The sequence below is a fragment of the Nitrospira sp. genome, assembly GCA_024998565.1.
Lineage (GTDB): Bacteria > Nitrospirota > Nitrospiria > Nitrospirales > Nitrospiraceae > Nitrospira_A.
The window spans coordinates 59,238-77,078 of sequence record JACOEM010000006.1 but is presented as its reverse complement, the minus strand read 5'-3'; the positions used below and the strand labels follow the sequence as shown (position 1 = coordinate 77,078).

14 protein-coding genes and 1 pseudogene are annotated in these 17,841 nt (G+C 60.5%); 7 read left to right on the top strand and 8 right to left on the bottom strand.

Annotated elements, in window-relative coordinates:
* Positions 1-4: 4 nt before the first annotated feature.
* The 5 genes from pdhA to H8K11_11200 form a co-directional block, all read right to left on the bottom strand.
* The gene (pdhA, locus tag H8K11_11220) at positions 5-982 is read right to left on the bottom strand and encodes a pyruvate dehydrogenase (acetyl-transferring) E1 component subunit alpha (GenBank protein ID MCS6264315.1); all 978 of its coding nucleotides are present in this window, start codon (positions 980-982) and stop codon (positions 5-7) included.
* A gap of 145 nt (positions 983-1,127) precedes the next feature.
* Positions 1,128-1,799: a hypothetical protein gene (locus tag H8K11_11215; protein MCS6264314.1), complete on the bottom strand. Its 672-nt coding sequence runs from the start codon at positions 1,797-1,799 to the stop codon at positions 1,128-1,130.
* Positions 1,800-1,892: 93 nt separating this feature from the next.
* Positions 1,893-2,525: a septum formation protein Maf gene (maf, locus tag H8K11_11210; protein ID MCS6264313.1), complete on the bottom strand. Its 633-nt coding sequence runs from the start codon at positions 2,523-2,525 to the stop codon at positions 1,893-1,895.
* A 3-nt stretch (positions 2,526-2,528) separates the two neighbouring features.
* Positions 2,529-3,713: a tRNA-dihydrouridine synthase gene (locus tag H8K11_11205; GenBank protein ID MCS6264312.1), complete on the bottom strand. Its 1,185-nt coding sequence runs from the start codon at positions 3,711-3,713 to the stop codon at positions 2,529-2,531.
* Positions 3,710-5,218 carry a DUF692 family protein gene (locus H8K11_11200; protein MCS6264311.1) on the bottom strand — a complete coding sequence of 503 codons (1,509 nt, stop codon included), beginning with the start codon at positions 5,216-5,218 and terminating at the stop codon, positions 3,710-3,712. Before H8K11_11200 ends, H8K11_11205 begins: the two co-directional genes overlap by 4 nt.
* Before the next feature lie 227 nt (positions 5,219-5,445).
* Between H8K11_11200 and H8K11_11195 the strand changes: the two genes are divergently transcribed.
* The 4 genes and pseudogenes from H8K11_11195 (at position 5,446) to H8K11_11180 (ending at position 9,005) form a co-directional block, all read left to right on the top strand.
* Complete coding sequence (locus H8K11_11195; protein ID MCS6264310.1) at positions 5,446-6,156, top strand: CBS domain-containing protein; 711 nt, start codon at positions 5,446-5,448, stop codon at positions 6,154-6,156.
* Positions 6,157-6,266: 110 nt separating this feature from the next.
* Positions 6,267-7,322 carry a TIGR00730 family Rossman fold protein gene (locus H8K11_11190; GenBank protein ID MCS6264309.1) on the top strand — a complete coding sequence of 352 codons (1,056 nt, stop codon included), beginning with the start codon at positions 6,267-6,269 and terminating at the stop codon, positions 7,320-7,322.
* 100 nt (positions 7,323-7,422) lie between these two features.
* Entirely contained in the window at positions 7,423-8,277 is an 855-nt protein-coding gene (locus H8K11_11185) for a phosphoesterase (GenBank protein MCS6264308.1), read from the top strand.
* A gap of 24 nt (positions 8,278-8,301) precedes the next feature.
* Positions 8,302-9,005, top strand: a pseudogene (locus H8K11_11180) (rhomboid family intramembrane serine protease).
* 15 nt (positions 9,006-9,020) lie between these two features.
* On the opposite strand, the gene H8K11_11175 reads toward H8K11_11180, so the two are convergent.
* The 3 genes from H8K11_11175 to purE all read right to left on the bottom strand — a co-directional run bounded on the left by H8K11_11175 (position 9,021) and on the right by purE (position 12,848).
* A complete protein-coding gene (locus tag H8K11_11175) occupies positions 9,021-10,883 on the bottom strand; it encodes a response regulator (GenBank protein MCS6264307.1) in 1,863 nt (620 codons plus the stop codon).
* Positions 10,884-11,130: 247 nt separating this feature from the next.
* Positions 11,131-12,297: a 5-(carboxyamino)imidazole ribonucleotide synthase gene (locus H8K11_11170; protein ID MCS6264306.1), complete on the bottom strand. Its 1,167-nt coding sequence runs from the start codon at positions 12,295-12,297 to the stop codon at positions 11,131-11,133.
* On the bottom strand, positions 12,294-12,848 hold the full coding sequence (gene purE, locus H8K11_11165; protein ID MCS6264305.1) for a 5-(carboxyamino)imidazole ribonucleotide mutase: 555 nt from the start codon (positions 12,846-12,848) through the stop codon (positions 12,294-12,296). The genes H8K11_11170 and purE overlap by 4 nt, the downstream gene beginning before the upstream one ends.
* A gap of 248 nt (positions 12,849-13,096) precedes the next feature.
* Here purE and H8K11_11160 point away from each other — a divergent pair, with 248 nt between their 5' ends.
* The 3 genes from H8K11_11160 (at position 13,097) to H8K11_11150 (ending at position 17,840) form a co-directional block, all read left to right on the top strand.
* Complete coding sequence (locus H8K11_11160) at positions 13,097-14,461, top strand: biotin/lipoyl-binding protein (protein ID MCS6264304.1); 1,365 nt, start codon at positions 13,097-13,099, stop codon at positions 14,459-14,461.
* An 89-nt stretch (positions 14,462-14,550) separates the two neighbouring features.
* The gene (locus tag H8K11_11155; protein ID MCS6264303.1) at positions 14,551-16,038 is read left to right on the top strand and encodes a TolC family protein; all 1,488 of its coding nucleotides are present in this window, start codon (positions 14,551-14,553) and stop codon (positions 16,036-16,038) included.
* A gap of 134 nt (positions 16,039-16,172) precedes the next feature.
* Positions 16,173-17,840 carry an ATP-binding cassette domain-containing protein gene (locus H8K11_11150; GenBank protein MCS6264302.1) on the top strand — a complete coding sequence of 556 codons (1,668 nt, stop codon included), beginning with the start codon at positions 16,173-16,175 and terminating at the stop codon, positions 17,838-17,840.
* The last annotated feature ends 1 nt before the right edge of the window (position 17,841 follow it).

Genomic DNA, 17,841 nt, shown 5'->3' with positions numbered 1-17,841 from the left:
GATTCTAGTCCTCCGCCATGACGTCGGTATACAAGCTCGCAGGGTCGGGGAACGGGCTTTCATCGGCGAACTTCACCGCCGCGGCCACAATGTCGCCGACCTCCTGCTCAACCGGCTTGAAGTCGGCCTCAGTGCAGAGCGCCAGGCTCAGGATCTGCTGCTTGAGTAACACCAGCGGATCCCGCTTACGATGTTCCTCGACTTCGTCCTTACTCCGGTAATGGCCATGCGAGGGATCGGCCATCGAGTGCCCCATGAAGCGATAGGTCATCGCCTCGATGAAAAACGGGCCGTGCCCCGCGCGAACCTGATCCACCACCGTCCGCATCAACGCCCGCACCGCGAGCACATCCATGCCGTCCACACGCTCGGCCATGATGCCGTAAGAACGCGCCGCCTCCGCCACGTTTTCGTACAACGCCACGGCCCGATGCACCGGCGTGCCCATCCCGTATCGATTATTTTCGCAAATGAAGATGACCGGCAATTTCCACAATGCCGCTAGATTGAATGCTTCATGCGCCTGCCCGCTCGGCACGGCACCTTCCCCGAAGAAACAGACGGTCACCAGATCCTGCTTCTGATATTTCGTCGCAAAGGCCAACCCTGTCGCTAATGGAATGTGCCCGCCGACGATGGCATAACCGCCCATGAACCGGTGGGCGAGGTCCACCAGATGCATGGAACCGCCCTTGCCCTGGCACAACCCGGTTGCTTTGCCGAACAGTTCGGCCATCACCTTCCCGGGATCAGAGCCGCGGGCCAGACAATGTCCATGGTCGCGATAGGCACTGATCGCATAATCGTCCGGCCTCAGCGCCGCGATCGCACCGACGGCAATCGCCTCTTCGCCGATGTAGAGATGGAGAAATCCGGCAATCTTGGCGAGCGCATACATCTCCGCCGATTTTTCTTCAAACCGGCGAATCAGCAACATCTGACGATAGAGGGAAAGCAGATCGTCTTTGTCCATGTGGGTCATTATGCATGCCGGGACAAGGCGACTCAACCAGGATGTTCCGGGATGAGCACTGAGCAGAATATGGAGTGAAAGAGCGGCAGAGAAACACGGGTGAGAGCACAGCCTATTCCGGTGCGGGCGCGATGCCCGCACCGGAGCGAGCCATCTATTTCACTTTGGAGAAGTCGGCATCGAATTGCATGGTCTGCCCGTCCTGTAACGTGACGATGACCGAGGTCTTGGCGTTGGGATCAAACGACTCGTATCCAAATCGGGCCGTGAAGCGCGACCGATAGGCCGGGCCTGCGCCCTCGTTTTTCCTGCCCCGGTCCGCCGGGCTAATGTCCACAGGGCGGATGTTCTTTCCCTTTTGCTGGAACACGACGTCGGCCTTCTCCGCGAAGTACTCATCGTCCCCGCAGAGTTGTACTTCCACTTCCATGTTCGGCATGTCCACGACTTTCTGAATGAACTCCTCGGGCATGCGCACATCTTTCTTCTGCTTCTTCGACTCCGCGGCTTCTTGTCGGCCGAATGCTTCCAGCCGATACCGCTTGGTGCGCAGGATGGCACTCGCGCCACATTGATCCTTCTCGGGGTCCGCGCCCACCCGCGTGACCAGCGAGGCCTGCTGCAACACCTTCTTCACGTCCTCCGGGGAATTCGCCTTTTCCATCGGTGCCCGCCCGGCTTCCAGGGCTTTCTTCGCCTCTTCGGGGGACAACTTGACATCGATCGCCCACGCGGGACCGCCGACCACCACCATTGCTCCGACGACAAGCCCGATGACTCCATGGGACCGACGATGCCGACCTGCCCTGCTATGATTCGCGCGCATGAGTACCTCCCTGACGCGTCACTGAACAAGGGCGCATTGTAAAAGGATTGCGAAGGCCTTTTCAATCTCACAGCTGAAGAGGCAAGATGCCTGCTACGAATTGAACCGATTCCAGTTGGGATAGGGCTTGCGAACATAGAGTTGATCGACATCGACCGGACAGGCCATGCCACGCTTGCGCAACATCTCGGCGACCATGCGAAGGGGCAATCCCACGGCCGCCGTGTAATCGCCCTCGATCCGCTCGATCAGTGCGGCACCTCCACCCTGAATGGAATAGGCGCCGGCCTTGCCCAGACTGTCCCCCGTCCGCAGGTAAGCGGCCAAGGCCTCTTCATTCAAGGGTTTCATCGTGACCGATACCGTGGCGACCTGAACCTCACAGGACTCAATGCCGGGTCCCGCCAGTGCAACCGCAGTAAAAATTTTATGCACCTGTCCCGCCATACGCCTGAGCATGGATTCAGCATCGGCCAAATCGGCCGGCTTTCCCAGCACCTCCGAGCCAAGGCTGATCAGGGTGTCGCTGCCGAGGATGAGCGCATCGGGGGACAGCTCGATGCAGGATTTGGCCTTGCCTGCCGAAAATTCTACCGCCTGCTGCTCGGCGGACCTATTCGGCACCACCTGCTCGACAAACGGGGGGGCCACGACATCGAAGCGCAACCCCAGGAGGGTCAACAATTCGTGCCGTCTCGGCGAGGTGGAGGCGAGAATCAATCGCATGGGCTACGCGGCGGAGATGGAAGAGGTCTGTGCCGCAAGCGGAGTGGGGGCAGACGCGTCCCGCTCCGACTGCATGAGGTCCTGACAAAACTCAGCCACGATCCGCTCGACGTCCTGCACGTTGGACGCTCCGAACATCTTGCCGCGCATCGCCGCGGCATGGGGAAATCCTTTGCAGTACCAACCCAGATGTTTGCGAATGGACCGGAACCGTTCCAGTCCGGCAATCGCCTCATACTGCCTGGCGTGGTCGAGCATGACTTGCATGCGATGGCTCACCGAGACCTGCGGTTCCCACGCGGTGGCGGGTACGGCAGACAGGTCTCCCCGCTCGCTGAACACCCGCCTGGCCTGCTCCTTTTCACGAAAGAACCAGGGCGACCCCAACGTGCCTCGGCCGACCAACACGCCCTGCACGTTACTCTCAGCCACGCGTCGCATCGCATCGACCAATGTGTTGAGATCGCCGTTCCCCAGCATCAGCGTGCCGGTGCCACGGGCACGCTTGCCAGCCTCGGCGATGGCCGACCAGTCAGCCGCCCCCCGGTACATCTGCTGCAGCGTCCGGCCGTGCAGGGTGATAGCCTCCGGACGGACCTCCAGCAAATGTTCGACCCAACGCTCAACCACCACACAATCAAACCCCAATCGCGTTTTGATGGACAGCGGCAGGAGCCGGCGCGGCACGACCGGCACACCGGAGCGGCTATGGTTCAGCGTATGAATGAATTCGATGCGCGAGGGTTTAAATCCCTGGCTGTGGATCGACTGACCGGCGGCCCAATCTTCCAGCCCCTGCCGGGCGGCGCGCACGATCGCATGGGCCAAGTCCGGTGTTTTGATCAAGGCGGCGCCCGACCCTGATGCCGCGACGCTTTTCGACGGACAGCCCATGTTGATATCGAGCCCGTCGAACCCCAGCTCGCAGACTACCTGCGCGGCGCGATAAAACTGATCCGGATCTTTCCCATACAGCTGCGCCACAATCGGCCGTTCCGCCTCGCTATAAATCAACGACTCCAGCAGATGGTCCGGTCCACGACAAATCTCATTGACGTTGGTGAACTCGGTAAAGGTGATGTCGGGGCGTCCCTGCGAGGCCACCACGCGCCGGAAGGCGGCATCGGTCACACCATCCATCGGCGCCAATCCGAGAATAGGCTGTGGCAGATTCGCCCAGAAACTCATGCGCGCACCTCGGCCGATTCCGTTGGCTCGTTTGCCGTGCGATAGGCCGCCCGCAGTTCTTCCGCCTCCTCCCTGACGACGGCAGCAGCCGAGGGACAATCGCTCACCACGAATTCGACGAAGCGATCGATCTTGAGCAGAAAGAAGTCATAGTCCTCTTCGTCCGGCCTGGGCCGGCTGAACCAAAACGGGACGAACCGGCCCAACGAAAATTGTGCTGCCGTCAGCAAAGCGCAGGTGCGTGGAAACATATCGTGCAACTCACCACCCCAGTGCAGCACCTCGTGGGGCAAGTAGGTCTCGCGATACCGATTGAGGTCATCGAGCGATCCGCCGAGCAGAGACAGATGTTCCGACAGCGGCAGGGGCTGCCCCCTTGTGACGAAGCGGACATAGGCCTGGTACTGATCGCGCAACGTCGCCAGCTCATCCATTGCCAGAGGCTGACGTGTTCCACTGCGTTCATCCACCGCTGGTCGCGTGAGCGATGGAGCCGCGCCGGCCTGCAACACGCTGGTGACCATTGATTCAAATCGGTCACAAAACCGACGGAACTCTGTAACGATGGTAGCCACCGGCTTCGTATCGACTTCCAGCGCCACACCTTTCAAACAGGTCAGGCGAGGATGTGCCAACACCTGAGCCAGCAGATCGAACAGAACTCCAGGAATGGGGGCGCCATGGGCATCGATCCAATAGGGCAAGGCCTCAGCATCGACCATGTGTTGAGCAACACCCTGCGCCGTGAACTCGGCCAAGCCGGCGACATGAATTTCGATCACCCGCTCCATCGGGAAAGCATCTAAAAATTCTGTGGCGAAGTCCTCCAACGTCTGACTATGCCAGGCCCCCGTGTAACGATACACCGTCCACAGGTGCCCGATGTCCAACACCAGACCGCAGGCCAACCTGTCGGTCACGGCCCGAAAAAACGCGGGGATGGCGAGAGAGCCGCAACCAAAATAAGTCAGCGGCGGCATTTCCAGGAGGACGAGGGCGGGATCGGCCCCATGACGGCGCGCCTGCTCATCCACCTGTCGCTGGAGATAGGCCAGGTTCTCGGCCGTCATCCTGGCAGACAGTTCCGTATACAACGGCGGCAAGTAGGTCCCGAAGGAATACCCCGCCATCTGCTTCGTCGCACATTCGTGATTCAACCAGGCACTCCGCAGGGCGAGGATTTGCGCGCAGGCCTCCGCGACCCCTTGCGTCCCGGAGCAACTGTGGGGGAAATCCGGCTGCGTGATCCACAAGCCTTCGCCATGGTAAGGAAGCTTCATATCCGGCAGCTGCCGCCGCACCCACTGCATGGCTGAGGTGGTCGCCTTGAAGACCTCGAGGTACCCGGGCTGCAGGCCTTCGTCCCGCAATGAGTGGACGAGGTGCAACAGGTCAGGCGAATAAACATCCACCGAGAGTCCCAACCCATGTGCGGGGACGGCATTCGCACGTTGTGTGAATTCGCTTTGCATCAGATCGCGTTTGGCATATTTTGAAGCAACCATACTGACTATAGTTCATGTGCAGTCTAAGCGCCTAACCTCTTGGTTGACAAGGGAAGATGGGGAACCTAACCCGGCAAATCGATCTGGTATACTTCCTTTCGACGTGGTGGTCGCCGGGCCGACACGTCAGCCCCTCTCACGGCGAGAAACAGGCTTAACCGATGACAAAAACCGGCTCCATGCTCCGCGACAAACCGACGCATTACTCAATTCCTATGGTGGCCCACATGATGACACCCGGTGTGGTACAGGTTCCCGGGGATGTCTCTGTCAGCGAAGCCGCCTTGCTCCTCGACCGGGAGCGGATTCCCTGCCTGCTGGTGAAAGACAGCGAGACCACATTCGGCATCATGACCTCCGCCGATATCGTGATGAAGGTCGTCGCCCAGGGACTGGAGCCGCACGACGTGGAAGTCCGCACGATCATGTCGAAGCCTGTGCATTCCATCGAATGTGATCAGATCCTCGACGACGCCACCAGCGTGATGGCCTCCACCGGCGCCTCCCTATTGATCGTCACGAAACAAGGTCAGCCGGTCGGCATCCTGACGGCGCGAGACCTGGCCCTGGCACCCAAACGATGCGAGACCTGCCTGCCTGCCACTATCCGCGTGACGAACGGTGAAGGCGAGGGAGCGAAACACCTCGCCACAATCCGGCAGCTGAGCCACGTCGGCGCGTTCATCGAGAGCCGCACGCTGCTGCTGCCCGGCACGAGTATCGTCCTTTCGTTTATGCTTCCAGGAACAGACTTAAGTTTCTCCGTGCGCGGCACCATTCTCAACAGCAGTTACGAGCCGGAATTCCATGAAGACCGGGGTGTGCTCGGGAGCTATCCCGGGGTCGACATCCAATTTGCACCCCTCCCTTCCTCCGATGAGTCGAAGATTCGCGCCTGGGTGCTGCAAAATCTGCCGCGTGCCTCCGGCCTCTCCTAAGCTCCGTTCCATGAATCTTTTGCTTCATCCGCATCAGCTTGTTATGATTTTTATGACTACTCTCTCCGACGATACGCGTCCGGAGTTTACCGTGCGTTAGGTGACAATCCATGAAAAGCCCCGCCGCCCGCTCCAAGCCGACCCCGACCAAAGACGAAATTCTCGCGCAACTCACTACCCTGCTGGACCGTCCGGACGATGACATCCAGGCGGCGCTCATGAAGGAAATTCTCGCAGGCGTGATCCGGCTCTCGGAATCGCAGCTGGATGTCTTGGACCTTAAAATCGTCAATCGCGCACTGAAAGAACTGCGGCATGCCTTCAGAGTATTCCAAGGCTACCGGCAGCGCTTGAAGATCAGCGTGTTCGGCTCGGCCCGCACACCGGCGGACGACCCTAACTACCAGCTGGCCTTTCAATTCGCCCGGCGAATGGTGGAAGAGGGCTACATGACCATCACCGGCGGCGCGGACGGCATCATGCGGGCCTCGCAGGAAGGAGCGGGCCGCGAGCATAGCTTCGGCGTGAATATCATGCTGCCCTTCGAGCAAGGCGCCAACGCCGTCATTGCCGATGACCCCAAGCTCGTCACGTTCAAATACTTCTTTACCCGCAAACTCATGTTTCAAAAAGAATCCCACGCGATCGCGCTGTTTCCCGGCGGATTCGGCACCCATGACGAGGGATTCGAGATCATGACCCTCGTGCAAACCGGCAAAAGCGACCCCAAACCGATCGTCTGCCTCCAAGCGCCCGGCTGCGACTACTGGGATCACTGGAATTCCTTCATCACCGACCAATTGCTGAAGCGACGTCTGATCAACGCGGAGGACCTCTCCCTCTTCACCATCGTCGACAATGTCGAAGATGCCGTCACGGAAATCCGCACGTTCTACCGGCGCTATCACTCGCTCCGGTTCGTGGGTCGTCAGCTTGCCATCAGGCTAAAGACCCCGTTGAGTGCGGCGCAGGTTGAGGACGTGCAGCAACAATTCAGCGATATGCTGACGGAAGGGACATTCGAGCAGCGTCCGTCGCTCCCCGAGGAAATCGATGAACCGGGGCTGAAGGATCTCGCGCGATTGACCTTCTCGTTCAACCGCCGGAATGCCGGACGCCTCCGGCAACTGATCAACCACCTGAACCAGCTTCCCTCGACGGCATAACCGGAATCCCGCGCGATGCCGGCCGCACCAACCGGCATCGCGTACCCTCCAGAGATTGCTCTTTAGTCTCCATGAACGGACATGCTAAGGTGGTCAGCCTATGAGCGCCGCCGTCATGCGAAGTCGTGCCTCCTCTCCTCCTACACTGATTCTCTATCACGCGGAATGTGCGGATGGGTTCGGTGCCGCCTGGGCCATTTGGCGGCGCTACCCCAACGCAGGATATCGCCCCGTGAAACATGGCGAAGGCCCGCCGGCCAACCTGGCCGGTCATCATATCGTCATCGTCGATTTCAGTTACGCCCGGCCGACCCTCGAAGCCATCGCCAAGGACGCAGCGAGCCTGGTGGTCCTGGACCATCACATCACCGCCGAGCAAACCCTGGCCGATCTGCCCTACGCCTACTTCGATCAGAAGAAGTCCGGCGCAGTGCTCGGATGGGAATGGGCCCATGACGAACCGGCTCCTTGGCTCTTGCGCTACATTCAGGACAAGGATCTCTGGAACTGGGCGCTCCCGCACAGCCGGGAGATCAGCGCCGCGCTCGCCTCACACCCGTTCGATTTCCAGCTCTGGAGCAGCTTCGAGCAGCAGGAGTTAGAGCGGGAGGGGCGGGCGATTCTCCGCTACGAAAACGAACTGGTCACGAAACTGGCGTCACACGCGACCCTGGTGCAGTTTGAAGGGGCGACCGTGCCCGCGGTTCAAAGCGCAGTCCTCACCAGTCAGATCGGCGAACGACTCTCCGCCGCGCACCCATTCTGTCTCATCTGGCATGACCGCAACGGACGACGGTACTACAGCATGCGCTCCCGCGAGGAGGGAACCGATGTGGGATCGATCGCCGCATCATTCGGCGGTGGAGGCCATACGCATGCGGCCGGTTTCTCCATCCCGTTGCAAGCCGACGGTTCGCTCCCTTCCAATCCCCGACTTCCTCGACCGGCGCCGTAACGCGCCGCCCCGATAGGGATCGCCATGCTGCCCCTCAATGACGATAACCCGACCGAACACACACCGGTCGTCACCATCACCTTCATCGCCGCCTGTTGCCTCGTGTTCCTCTACCAAAGTTCGCTGGCCCCGGCTCCCGGCGAAGCCTTTGTGTACCAATATGGCGCCATCCCCTCCGTCGTCTTCGGCCACGCCACGCTCCCGCCCGAGGTCGCGGCAGTGCCTGCGTTCGCGACGATGCTGACCAGCATGTTTCTGCACGGCAGTTGGATGCACCTGATCGGCAACATGTTGTACCTCTGGGTCTTCGGCAACAACATCGAAGACATCATGGGCCATGTAAGATTTATCGTGTTCTACGTGGTGTGCGGCGTCCTGGCTGCCTTGAGCCACGCCCTGACCGACCCGACCTCCACGGTGCCGATGGTGGGAGCGAGCGGCGCGATTTCCGGCGTACTGGGCGCTTATCTGCTGCTGTTTCCCCACGCCCGGGTGTTGCTGCTCGCCCCGGTGGTGGGCACCACCTATGTGCCGGCCGGCATCGTGCTGGGTTCTGGTTCGTGATGCAGCTGTTGAACGGCGGCGCGAGCATCGGTTCGCAGGGAGGAGGGGTAGCCTTCTTCGCACACATCGGCGGATTCATTGCGGGGATGGTTCTGATCGGCCTATTCAAACGACCGGAGGTGCGCTTCTTCACGCCCGGACGCACCAGATCCTGGCGCTACTAGGACGCACTCGGCCACTCACACATCCAGCAGTTCACGAATCTTTCCTGCCAGATCGTGCTGCCGATACGGCTGCTGCAGGAAATACTTCTTATTGACCCGATGGCTCGCGATCGTGTCGTCCGAGAACCCCGACACAAACAACGCCTTCATCTTGGGGTGTTGGAGAACCAGGCGCTTGGCCAACTCCCGACCGCTGATCTCCGGCATCGAGAGATGGCTGACCGTGAGGTGAATCGGCCCGGGATGCTGCTGCGCCACCAACAACGCTTCGACAGCAGACCCCGCCTCTAACACCTGGTAGCGATGGGTCTGGAGCGTCGATGAAGCCAGTTTTCGGGTAATTTCATCTTCCTCCACCAGCAACACGGTCTCGGCCCCTTTTGAGAGGGCCCCGCTGAGCACCCTCGTATCCCGCACCACCCCGTTCCGTTCAACCAGGGGAAAGTAGACCCGTACCGTCGTCCCTTGCCCGGGCTGACTCTGCACCTCGACCGTCCCCCCGTATTGCCGGACGATCCCGTATACCAATGTGAGTCCCAGGCCGGCGTGGGTGTCCTTCGTGGAGAAAAACGGCTCGAACATTTGTGATTGCACATCCAGGTTCATTCCGCCGCCGTTGTCGCTTACAGCAATCCGGGCCATGCGCTTCCGGGGATTCTTTTCCAGTTGCTCGGCGGGAAGGAGTTCGCCGGTGACGATTTCCAGCGCGATCTCCACCCGTCCCGTCTTCGGCATCGCGTCGCGCGCATTGGCGACCAGGTGCAATAGCAGCTGCTCCAAGCGGTCATGCCCGATCTCCACCAGGACCGGAATCGACTCGTTCGCCAGCCGCAAATCGATGCGACCCGGCAGCAATGCCTCAAACGTGTCCCGCATCGACTCGATTGCCGGGCTCAGCGACAGGGTATCCCGGATCGCCGTCTCCTGAACGCGTAGCGCCAGCAATTGCGCCGTCAGAGTGGCCGCCCGCTCCCCGCTTCGAAAAATCTCCTCCACCGGCCGCTGCAACGGGTCATCCGGTTTCAACTTTGAGACAATGACTCCGGTTTGACTCCCGATCACCGCCAAAACCTGGTTGAACTCATTGGCCAATTTGGAGGCCAGGCGGCCGACCGCCTCGAACTTCTGGGCTTCGCGAAGCTGCCGCTCCAAGCCGGTCCGCTCCACCATGCCCTGGCGAATTTCCTGATTCGCACGTGACAACCCCTGCTTCAATCCCTGCACGCGGGTTTCGAGTTGCGTCCGTCGTTCCTCCAACACCTGCCCCGACTGCCTTAATCCCTGCACATTCTCCTGCAACAGGCGATTACGGCGGCGTTCGGTGGCGACCGTTTCAAGCGTTAATCCATAAAAGACCGACATGATCAGCAACACGGGAATGCCCAAGAGATGCCCCACTTCGAGCCCGCCCGACTGCATCGCATGTTCGTAGACCAAGACGCCGTAGCCAGCGCAAATCACTGTCGAAAGACCAAGCAGTTGCCTGAGCGACGGGGCCGATGAGGCGATCAAGAGGAGGAGAAAATACGTGAGGTACAGCTCCGAACTGGCGGTCCCGGAGAGATAAATCGTCCCCGTCACGAACAGCGTATTGATGCTGATCAGCGCGCCGGGAAACCAGGCGCTTTCAAGGAGGGTTCGCGGCAACAGCATGATGCCGCAGCTGACCAGGATCAGGCCGGCGGCCACCAGGAGGCTCACTCGATGTCCGAAGATCGTCTCGTTACTGACCAACAATTCGTACGAGAGGATACCGGCCACCAGGCTTTGCAGAAAAATCGTGCGGGTGCGGGAATGATCGAGCAACCGCCCCAGGCCTCTGATGTTGGGATGGCGTCCGGTTTGATCGAGATCGGACGAGGGAAGTGGAACGCTCACGACTATGCCTGCCTTCGGTGGAAGAGTGTGAAGCCAGCCGGAAGATCAGCAAGTCCTGTACCGTGCAGCACCGGACGGCAAGTCGTCGCATTATCAGGAGGCGCAAGCGGACCGGTGCTCAGGAAGGGCCGGATCGTTCTCGGCGGATCACAAAAACGAACGGACCCGGGTCAGACGGGCTGCGCTAACGGATGCGAATGAGCAGCGCGCCGACTGCGATCGATACGCCTCGCATGACGCAGGAAGCTTAAGAGTGAGGCAGGACAAGGCGGGATCGGAAGACCGATGCTTTGGAAAGGGCTGCTTCACGGGTGGCGGCCAGGAAAGAAACGTGACCCATCTTCCGTTTCGGGCGCACCACACGCTTCCCATAGAGATGAACCACCGCGCCCGGCTCACGAAGTAGATCTTGCGCAGCGGGCGACACGGTTGCAAGCAGAACTTCCTCGCCGATGAGATTGAGCATAACCGTCGGGCTCAGCAGGCGCACTTCGCCAAGCGGGAGCCCACAGAGGGCGCGGACCTGTTGTTCGAATTGCGACACCGTACAGGCGTCCAACGAATAGTGCCCGGAGTTATGCGGCCTGGGCGCGACCTCGTTGATGAGTAGCCGGCCATCGGGCATGAGAAATAACTCCACGCAGAACACCCCTACGCCGTCCAAAGCCTCCACTGCGCTCCGTGCCATCACCGTAGCCTGATCGGCCACCGCGGCCGGCACATCGGCCGGAACAGTGGACTGACGAAGGATCCCTTCTTCATGCACATTTTCGACGAGCGGGTAGGTTCGCACCGCCCCGTCCAGGCTTCGCACCACCAGAATCGACACCTCGCGTTCGAAAGGCAACCAGGCTTCCAGAATCCAGCGTGAACCGGGGCGTCGGCTTCGAGTCAGATCCTCCTGCACGGCCGCGCAATCCTCTGCGCGCGCAATTTTCCATTGGCCTTTGCCATCGTACCCGGCCGTCGCGGTCTTACAGACCAGAGGATATTCCAGCACCGTCTGCCGGCTGAGCTCCTCCGGCGATGAGATCGCGTGAAATGCCGGAACAGGCAAGCCATGGGCTCGAAGAAAGGTTTTCTGCTCGATTCGGTCTTGAATCACACGAAGCACCCGGCTCGAGGGCCGGACCGGCACGTCGCGCTCCAACTGCTCGCAGAGATCGGCAGGCACATTTTCCCATTCATACGTGACGGCGCACACGCGCCCGACAAAGTCCTGACGCGCGGCAGAGTCTGTAAACGATCGGATAAGGGAGGAGTCGGCCAACCGGTGGGCCGGCGCTTCTGGATCGGGATCCCACACGACCACCGCATACCCGAGACGCCGGGCCGCGGTTGCGAACATCGCGCCGAGTTGTCCGCCTCCCAGCACACCCAGCGTCGCGCCGGGATCGATGACCGGCGCGTTCACGACCGGCGGCTCGCCCGGGAGCTTCGTCCCATCCGCAAGGGAGGAGACAATCGGGCATCGTCCTGTGAGTCGAGCACCGACTGTGTTTGATTGGCGCGAAACTGTTCGACCCGTTGTCTGATGGCGGCCGACCGGAGTCCGAGTATTTGCGCGGCCAGGATGGCGGCATTCTCCGCGCCCCCGATGGCGACCGTCGCCACCGGAATGCCTCTGGGCATCTGCACGATGGACAACAGCGAGTCCAATCCTCTGAGATTCTCTGTGGGGATGGGAACCCCGATCACCGGCAAGGAAGTCTTCGCCGCCAACATTCCGGGAAGATGAGCGGCGCCGCCGGCGCCCGCAATGATGACCTGGATGCCCCGGTCGATCGCCTGTTCCGCGTAGGCGAAGAGGCGATCGGGAGTGCGGTGCGCGGAGACCACCAAGAGCTCGTTGGGAATCCCGAGTTCGTTCAGCATGGCTACGGCCTTTTCCAGGATCGGGAAATCCGACTTGCTTCCACCCAGCACCCCGACAGAAGCCCGGACCGCTGTATTGTTCTTTGACATGTGAGAGGCCACCTTTGGCTGAAGGAAAGAACGATGCGGCGAACCTTAGCCGTTCTCCGGTCGAAGGGTCAAGCCGCACCCCGGCGGAACCCCTCATTGAATTGACCAAGTCCTCCGCAATCCACTATGATACGCTGTGAATTTTTCTGTCACTGGCTGTGCCCTGGAGGGGACACGTGCAGCGGATCCGTGAAGGGCTCAAAAGCAGAATTCGCTCCCTGGTCACCCAGCGCACCGGCCTGGATGAAATGGCGGTCGATGATCTTGCGACATCGACCCAGCTCCAGTCGTGGGAGGCGGTCCAGATTCCCGAGCGGCTTCGCTTCTCCTCCCGGCTGGCCATTCTCTTGGTCGGCTTCTTCATCCTCATCGTCGCATTCGTACCCTGGACACAAACCATCACCGTGACCGGACAACTGTCGGCCTACACACCGTTCGAACGGCCGCAGGACGTCGAAGCCCAGATCACCGGCCGCATCAGAAAATGGCACGTCTTCGAAGGTGTACGAGTCAAGACCGGCGATGTGATTCTCGAACTCGATGACTACGATCCGAACTTCATGGCCCCGGATCTCTTGAGCCTCCTTGAACAACGCAAGAAAGCCTTGGAGGACACCCGGAAGGCGGCGTTGAGCCGAGCCGATCAACTCGATAAGCGGATCAAAGAAATGCAAAACCTCGTGAAGGCGGCCGTCCCTTCGGCAGGTGCCCGCGTCCTCGAGGCGGAAAGCAAGGTGCGCGAAGCAAGGCAGAAAATCGAAGCCTCCAAGATTGCCGTCGCCACTGCCGAGCTCAACGTCGAACGGCACCAGCAATTGGCGCAACAAGGCCTGGTCTCCCAACGCGAACTGGAACTCACTATTCAATCTGCCCTGGCCAGTAAGGCCGACCTGCAAGGCGCACAGGCCAATTTGAGTGCGGCCGAACAGAGTATGAAAGCCTTAAGTTTCGGACGCGAACAAATAAGCGCGGAAGTGCTCCAACGTCTCCTCGACGCTGAAGCGGCCCGCGATGCGTCGATCGGAGAAGCGGCGCGAGCCGCCGATCAAGTCGCGGACGTCTCGTTACGCCTCTCCAACGCGAACCAGCGGCGCGTGGCCGGCCGCATTCTTTCTCCCATCGACGGCACCGTGGTGAAAATGGCGCAGGCCGGCGCGGGCGAAACCGTGCGTCCCGGGGACAAACTCGTCAGAATTTCACCGAGCAGCACGGACAAGGCCATCGAAATGGTCGCCGACGGTATCGACGCGCCCTTGCTGAATGTCGGCCGGAAGGTCAAGATTCTCTTCTACGGTATTCCCGCCATCCCGTTGCCGGCGTGGCCGGAACTGATGGCCGGTACCTACAACGGCGTCATCAAAGTCATCGACCAGGTGGACGACGGAAAAGGCAACTTCCGCTTCTGGGTCGTCCCCGACCTGGAGGAACGTCCCTGGCCTCCGCAAGAACATGTCCGCCAGGGCACCAAAGCCATGGGGTGGGTCATTCTCAATCGTGTCCCGCTCTGGTACGAGCTGTGGCGCCGCTTCAATCTGTTTCCGCCCGACTACCAGGAACGGCCCCCGAGCTTGATCGATACGCTCTTGCCGAAAGCCGGTCGCGGGGCCAAGTAACAGGCCCCTTCCGACCGGCCGCCGGTCCGAAGCGCTCATTTCCTTCGACCTTGTTCTCTCTTGTTTATACTCAGAAAGGAGTGCGTTTCATGAAGATCCATGCCTGGGTACTTGCCCTCGCCGCCTGTGGACTCTGCTCGCTGCCTGACACCGGTCTGTCGGCGGACGAGACGGCGAAACCACGCACGCTCCCGCCCATTCCGCTCTCATTGAACGAAGTCCACGCCTGGATCGATCGGTCCCATCCCCTGCTGAAGGGAGCCGGCACCGAAAAAACTTCGGCGCGCGGGAAAATGCTCAAAGCCCTGGGCGCTTTCGAGCCCGTCCTCGTGAACGATACGGAAATCGAACGATTTATCGACAAAGGAACCACCAAAACGCAAAGCGTCGGCTTCAACGATACGCTGGTCGAAGCGCGCACGCCTTGGGGATTCCGTGGCAGCGCGGGCGTTCGGCAGTCCATTGGCGACGCCAAGATCCCGGACCTCGGTTTCGGCAACGGCCAACAGGTCATTCTCGGTGGCTTTCTGCCTCTCCTCAAAGGACTCATGGTCAACCCGGAGAATGCCGAACTCCAGCGATCGGAGTTGGCCGATCCACGCGCCGATGTCAAAATCTCCCAAACCAGGCAGGACCTGTTCCTGGCAGCCGCCACCCAGTTCTGGGATTGGGTCTCTGCGGCCAAGTACGTGGACGTGCAGCGCCGGGCCCTGGGAGTTGCGGAAGAACGGCTGCGGCAGGTCGAAGGCAGAGCCAAAGCCGGCGCCGTCGCCCCGCTCGACGTCGTTGAAGCAGGGCAGGAAGTCCAGCGCCGGCGCGAGATCGCCATCGGCGCACAACGAGCCGTAGAGCAGGAACAATATAAGATGTCGATGTTCCTCTGGGAAAACCAGACCCCGACCGCACCACAACTCGAGCGCGCACCGGATTTCCCGCCGCCGACCGCCGTGCCGACGCCTGAAATCGTGCGAGCCGACAAGCTCCAGGCCAAAACCGACCGGCCGGAAATTCGCGAGGTCGATATCGAAGCCAAGGTCAACAACATCGATCTGGAATTGGCCAAAAACAACCTGCTGCCCAGTCTCGATCTCGAAGCGGCGCCGGCACGGGCTCCGGAAAAATTTGTCCTCGGCCTCGGCTACCGGTTTGGCGTGGAACTGCGCATGCCGATCCTGCAACGGAGAAGCCGCGGTGAAGTGATGGAAGCGCAAGCACAGGCCGATCGCCTGGTGATGGTGCAGAAATACCGGGAACAGCAAGTGGTCGTGGACGTGGACAATGCCCTCTCGGCCATCGAACGCGCGAAGGAGCGGGTGACCGCCGCAGCCGAATCGCTCCGCATGGCCAAGACCCTGGAGGAGGGCGAGCGGTTCCGTTTCAGTTTGGGCGCCACCAGCGTTCTGTTTGTGAACCTGCGCGAACGAAATTCCGTCGATTCGGAAATGCAGCTGGTGCGAGCGAAGGCAGACTATCAGAAGGCGCTGGCCCTGTATCAATGGGCGACCGGCACCTGGGCCCGGAGTCAGCCATCCGCGACGCCGGTGAACTACCGCGTCGGGGCGAGCTTCTCCAAATAGTGGTATTTTGCGGGCTGCTCTGATACGTTTTAGCCGACGAGGCGGTCCGGCACAGGCGTGTCACCTCCACGGCTTCAGACTGCTCGCGAAGAGACACGGCAAGGGGCCCGGTCAGGTTTTGCTGGAGTAACACGATGGCCCAGGACCATTCCGATAATCAGAGCAATCTGTTCCAGGCCGTCATCGGCCATCTCGGCCTCCTCTTCCGCCTGGAACGGCGCGTCCTCGGACTCATCGTTTCCTATTCGATCGCCATCGGGCTCTTCTCCCTGATCGTGCCTCTCACGGTTCAGGAACTCGTCAATACCTTCGCATTCGCGCTTCAACCCATTACCATCGTCACCCTGGCCGCCGTCATGGTGGCCGCCCTGTTATTTGTCGGCGCCTTCCGGGCCCTGCAGTATTACGCGGTCGAAGTGTTGGAGCGTCGCATTTTCGCCCGGGTCGCCATTGCCATGGCTCAACAACTCCCGCACCTGCGCTACCAGGGCTTCAAACCGCGCTTTGCAAATTTCTTCGTCGAAACCATTCTCATGCAACGGGCGGTGTCGGTCCTGCTGGTGGATCTGATCAACGTCATCGTCGGCGGCGCGGTCGGCATGACCATCCTGGTGTTTTATCACCCGTATTTCCTGCTGTATAACGCGATCCTGCTGGTCGGATTCAACGTGGTCTTTTTCCTCATGAGCCATGGCGGCCTCAAGGCCGACATGAACCTCTCTCATGCCAAGTACGACACCCTGCACTGGTTTCAGGAAATTGCCTACAACCTGCTCCATTTCAAGTCGACCGACAGCCAGGCCCTGCTGGTCAAAAAGACGGACCAGCTCCTGGATACCTACGTCGGCATCCGCCGAACCAGATTCGGAATTTTGATCCGGCAGTATCTGGGCTCACTGGGATGGCAGGCCATTGCGCATAGCGGTCTCATTGCGACGGCCGGCTGGCTCCTGGGCATCGGGCAATTGACGCTCGGACAATTTGTCGCCGCCGAAGTCGTCGTCAGCGGCATCCTGTCGAGCTTCGACGGGGTCGTGAAACGGATGGGGCATATCTATTACTTCCTGACGGCATTGACGGAGCTGAGCTTCTTATTCTCCCTTCCGAAAGACCAGGATACGGCAACCCTCTCCATCCCGCTCCCGGACCCGACCGTGCACGGCATTCGCGTCACCTGCAAAGATCTGACGTTTGCCCCTGCCGGCGGCCCGGCCGTCTTCGAGCGCTTCAACCTGGAAGTGACGCCCGGCGAAAAGATCGGCATTTATGCGGACAGCACCATGGCCAAGACTGCGCTGGCCCGGGTACTGGGCGGCCTGGAATCACCCACCTCCGGTGTGATCCGCTATAACGGCGTCGACCTCCGGCACCTCAACCTGGACTCCGTCAACCGGTTCAGAGGATTCATCCTGGATTCGCAGTTGTCGTTGTTCGAAGGCACGCTCGAGGAGAACATCGTACTCGGTCGGGAGTATATCCCTTACAGTGATGTGCGATGGGCCTTACGCTTTACCGAGCTGGAAGAGGAAGTCGACGCTCTGCCGCACGGCCTTAAGACCCACGTCCGGGCTGCCGGAAAAATTTTCGCGCCGACGCACATCGTGCGCATCCTGGTCGCCCGGGCGATCCTGGGTCGGCCGCAACTGCTCATTTTCGAGGGGATCCTCCACAACATGCATCCCGCGATGCGCGAAACGATTCTCCGGCGCCTCTGCAGCAAGGAAGAGCCGTGGTCGGTCATTTTCGTCTCGAACGATCCCAACCTGACCCCGCATGTCGACCGCCGAATCATGCTGAACTAGC

Excerpts from the sequence above, each read along its gene's own strand:
- pdhA (MCS6264315.1), bottom strand. The coding sequence starts at position 982 with ATGACCCACATGGACAAAGACGATCTGCTTTCCCTCTATCGTCAGATG.
- H8K11_11215 (MCS6264314.1), bottom strand. The coding sequence starts at position 1,799 with ATGCGCGCGAATCATAGCAGGGCAGGTCGGCATCGTCGGTCCCATGGA.
- maf (MCS6264313.1), bottom strand. The coding sequence starts at position 2,525 with ATGCGATTGATTCTCGCCTCCACCTCGCCGAGACGGCACGAATTGTTG.
- H8K11_11205 (MCS6264312.1), bottom strand. The coding sequence starts at position 3,713 with ATGAGTTTCTGGGCGAATCTGCCACAGCCTATTCTCGGATTGGCGCCG.
- H8K11_11200 (MCS6264311.1), bottom strand. The coding sequence starts at position 5,218 with ATGGTTGCTTCAAAATATGCCAAACGCGATCTGATGCAAAGCGAATTC.
- H8K11_11195 (MCS6264310.1), top strand. The coding sequence starts at position 5,446 with ATGATGACACCCGGTGTGGTACAGGTTCCCGGGGATGTCTCTGTCAGC.
- H8K11_11190 (MCS6264309.1), top strand. The coding sequence starts at position 6,267 with ATGAAAAGCCCCGCCGCCCGCTCCAAGCCGACCCCGACCAAAGACGAA.
- H8K11_11185 (MCS6264308.1), top strand. The coding sequence starts at position 7,423 with ATGAGCGCCGCCGTCATGCGAAGTCGTGCCTCCTCTCCTCCTACACTG.
- purE (MCS6264305.1), bottom strand. The coding sequence starts at position 12,848 with ATGTCAAAGAACAATACAGCGGTCCGGGCTTCTGTCGGGGTGCTGGGT.
- H8K11_11160 (MCS6264304.1), top strand. The coding sequence starts at position 13,097 with ATGGCGGTCGATGATCTTGCGACATCGACCCAGCTCCAGTCGTGGGAG.
- H8K11_11155 (MCS6264303.1), top strand. The coding sequence starts at position 14,551 with ATGAAGATCCATGCCTGGGTACTTGCCCTCGCCGCCTGTGGACTCTGC.
- H8K11_11150 (MCS6264302.1), top strand. The coding sequence starts at position 16,173 with ATGGCCCAGGACCATTCCGATAATCAGAGCAATCTGTTCCAGGCCGTC.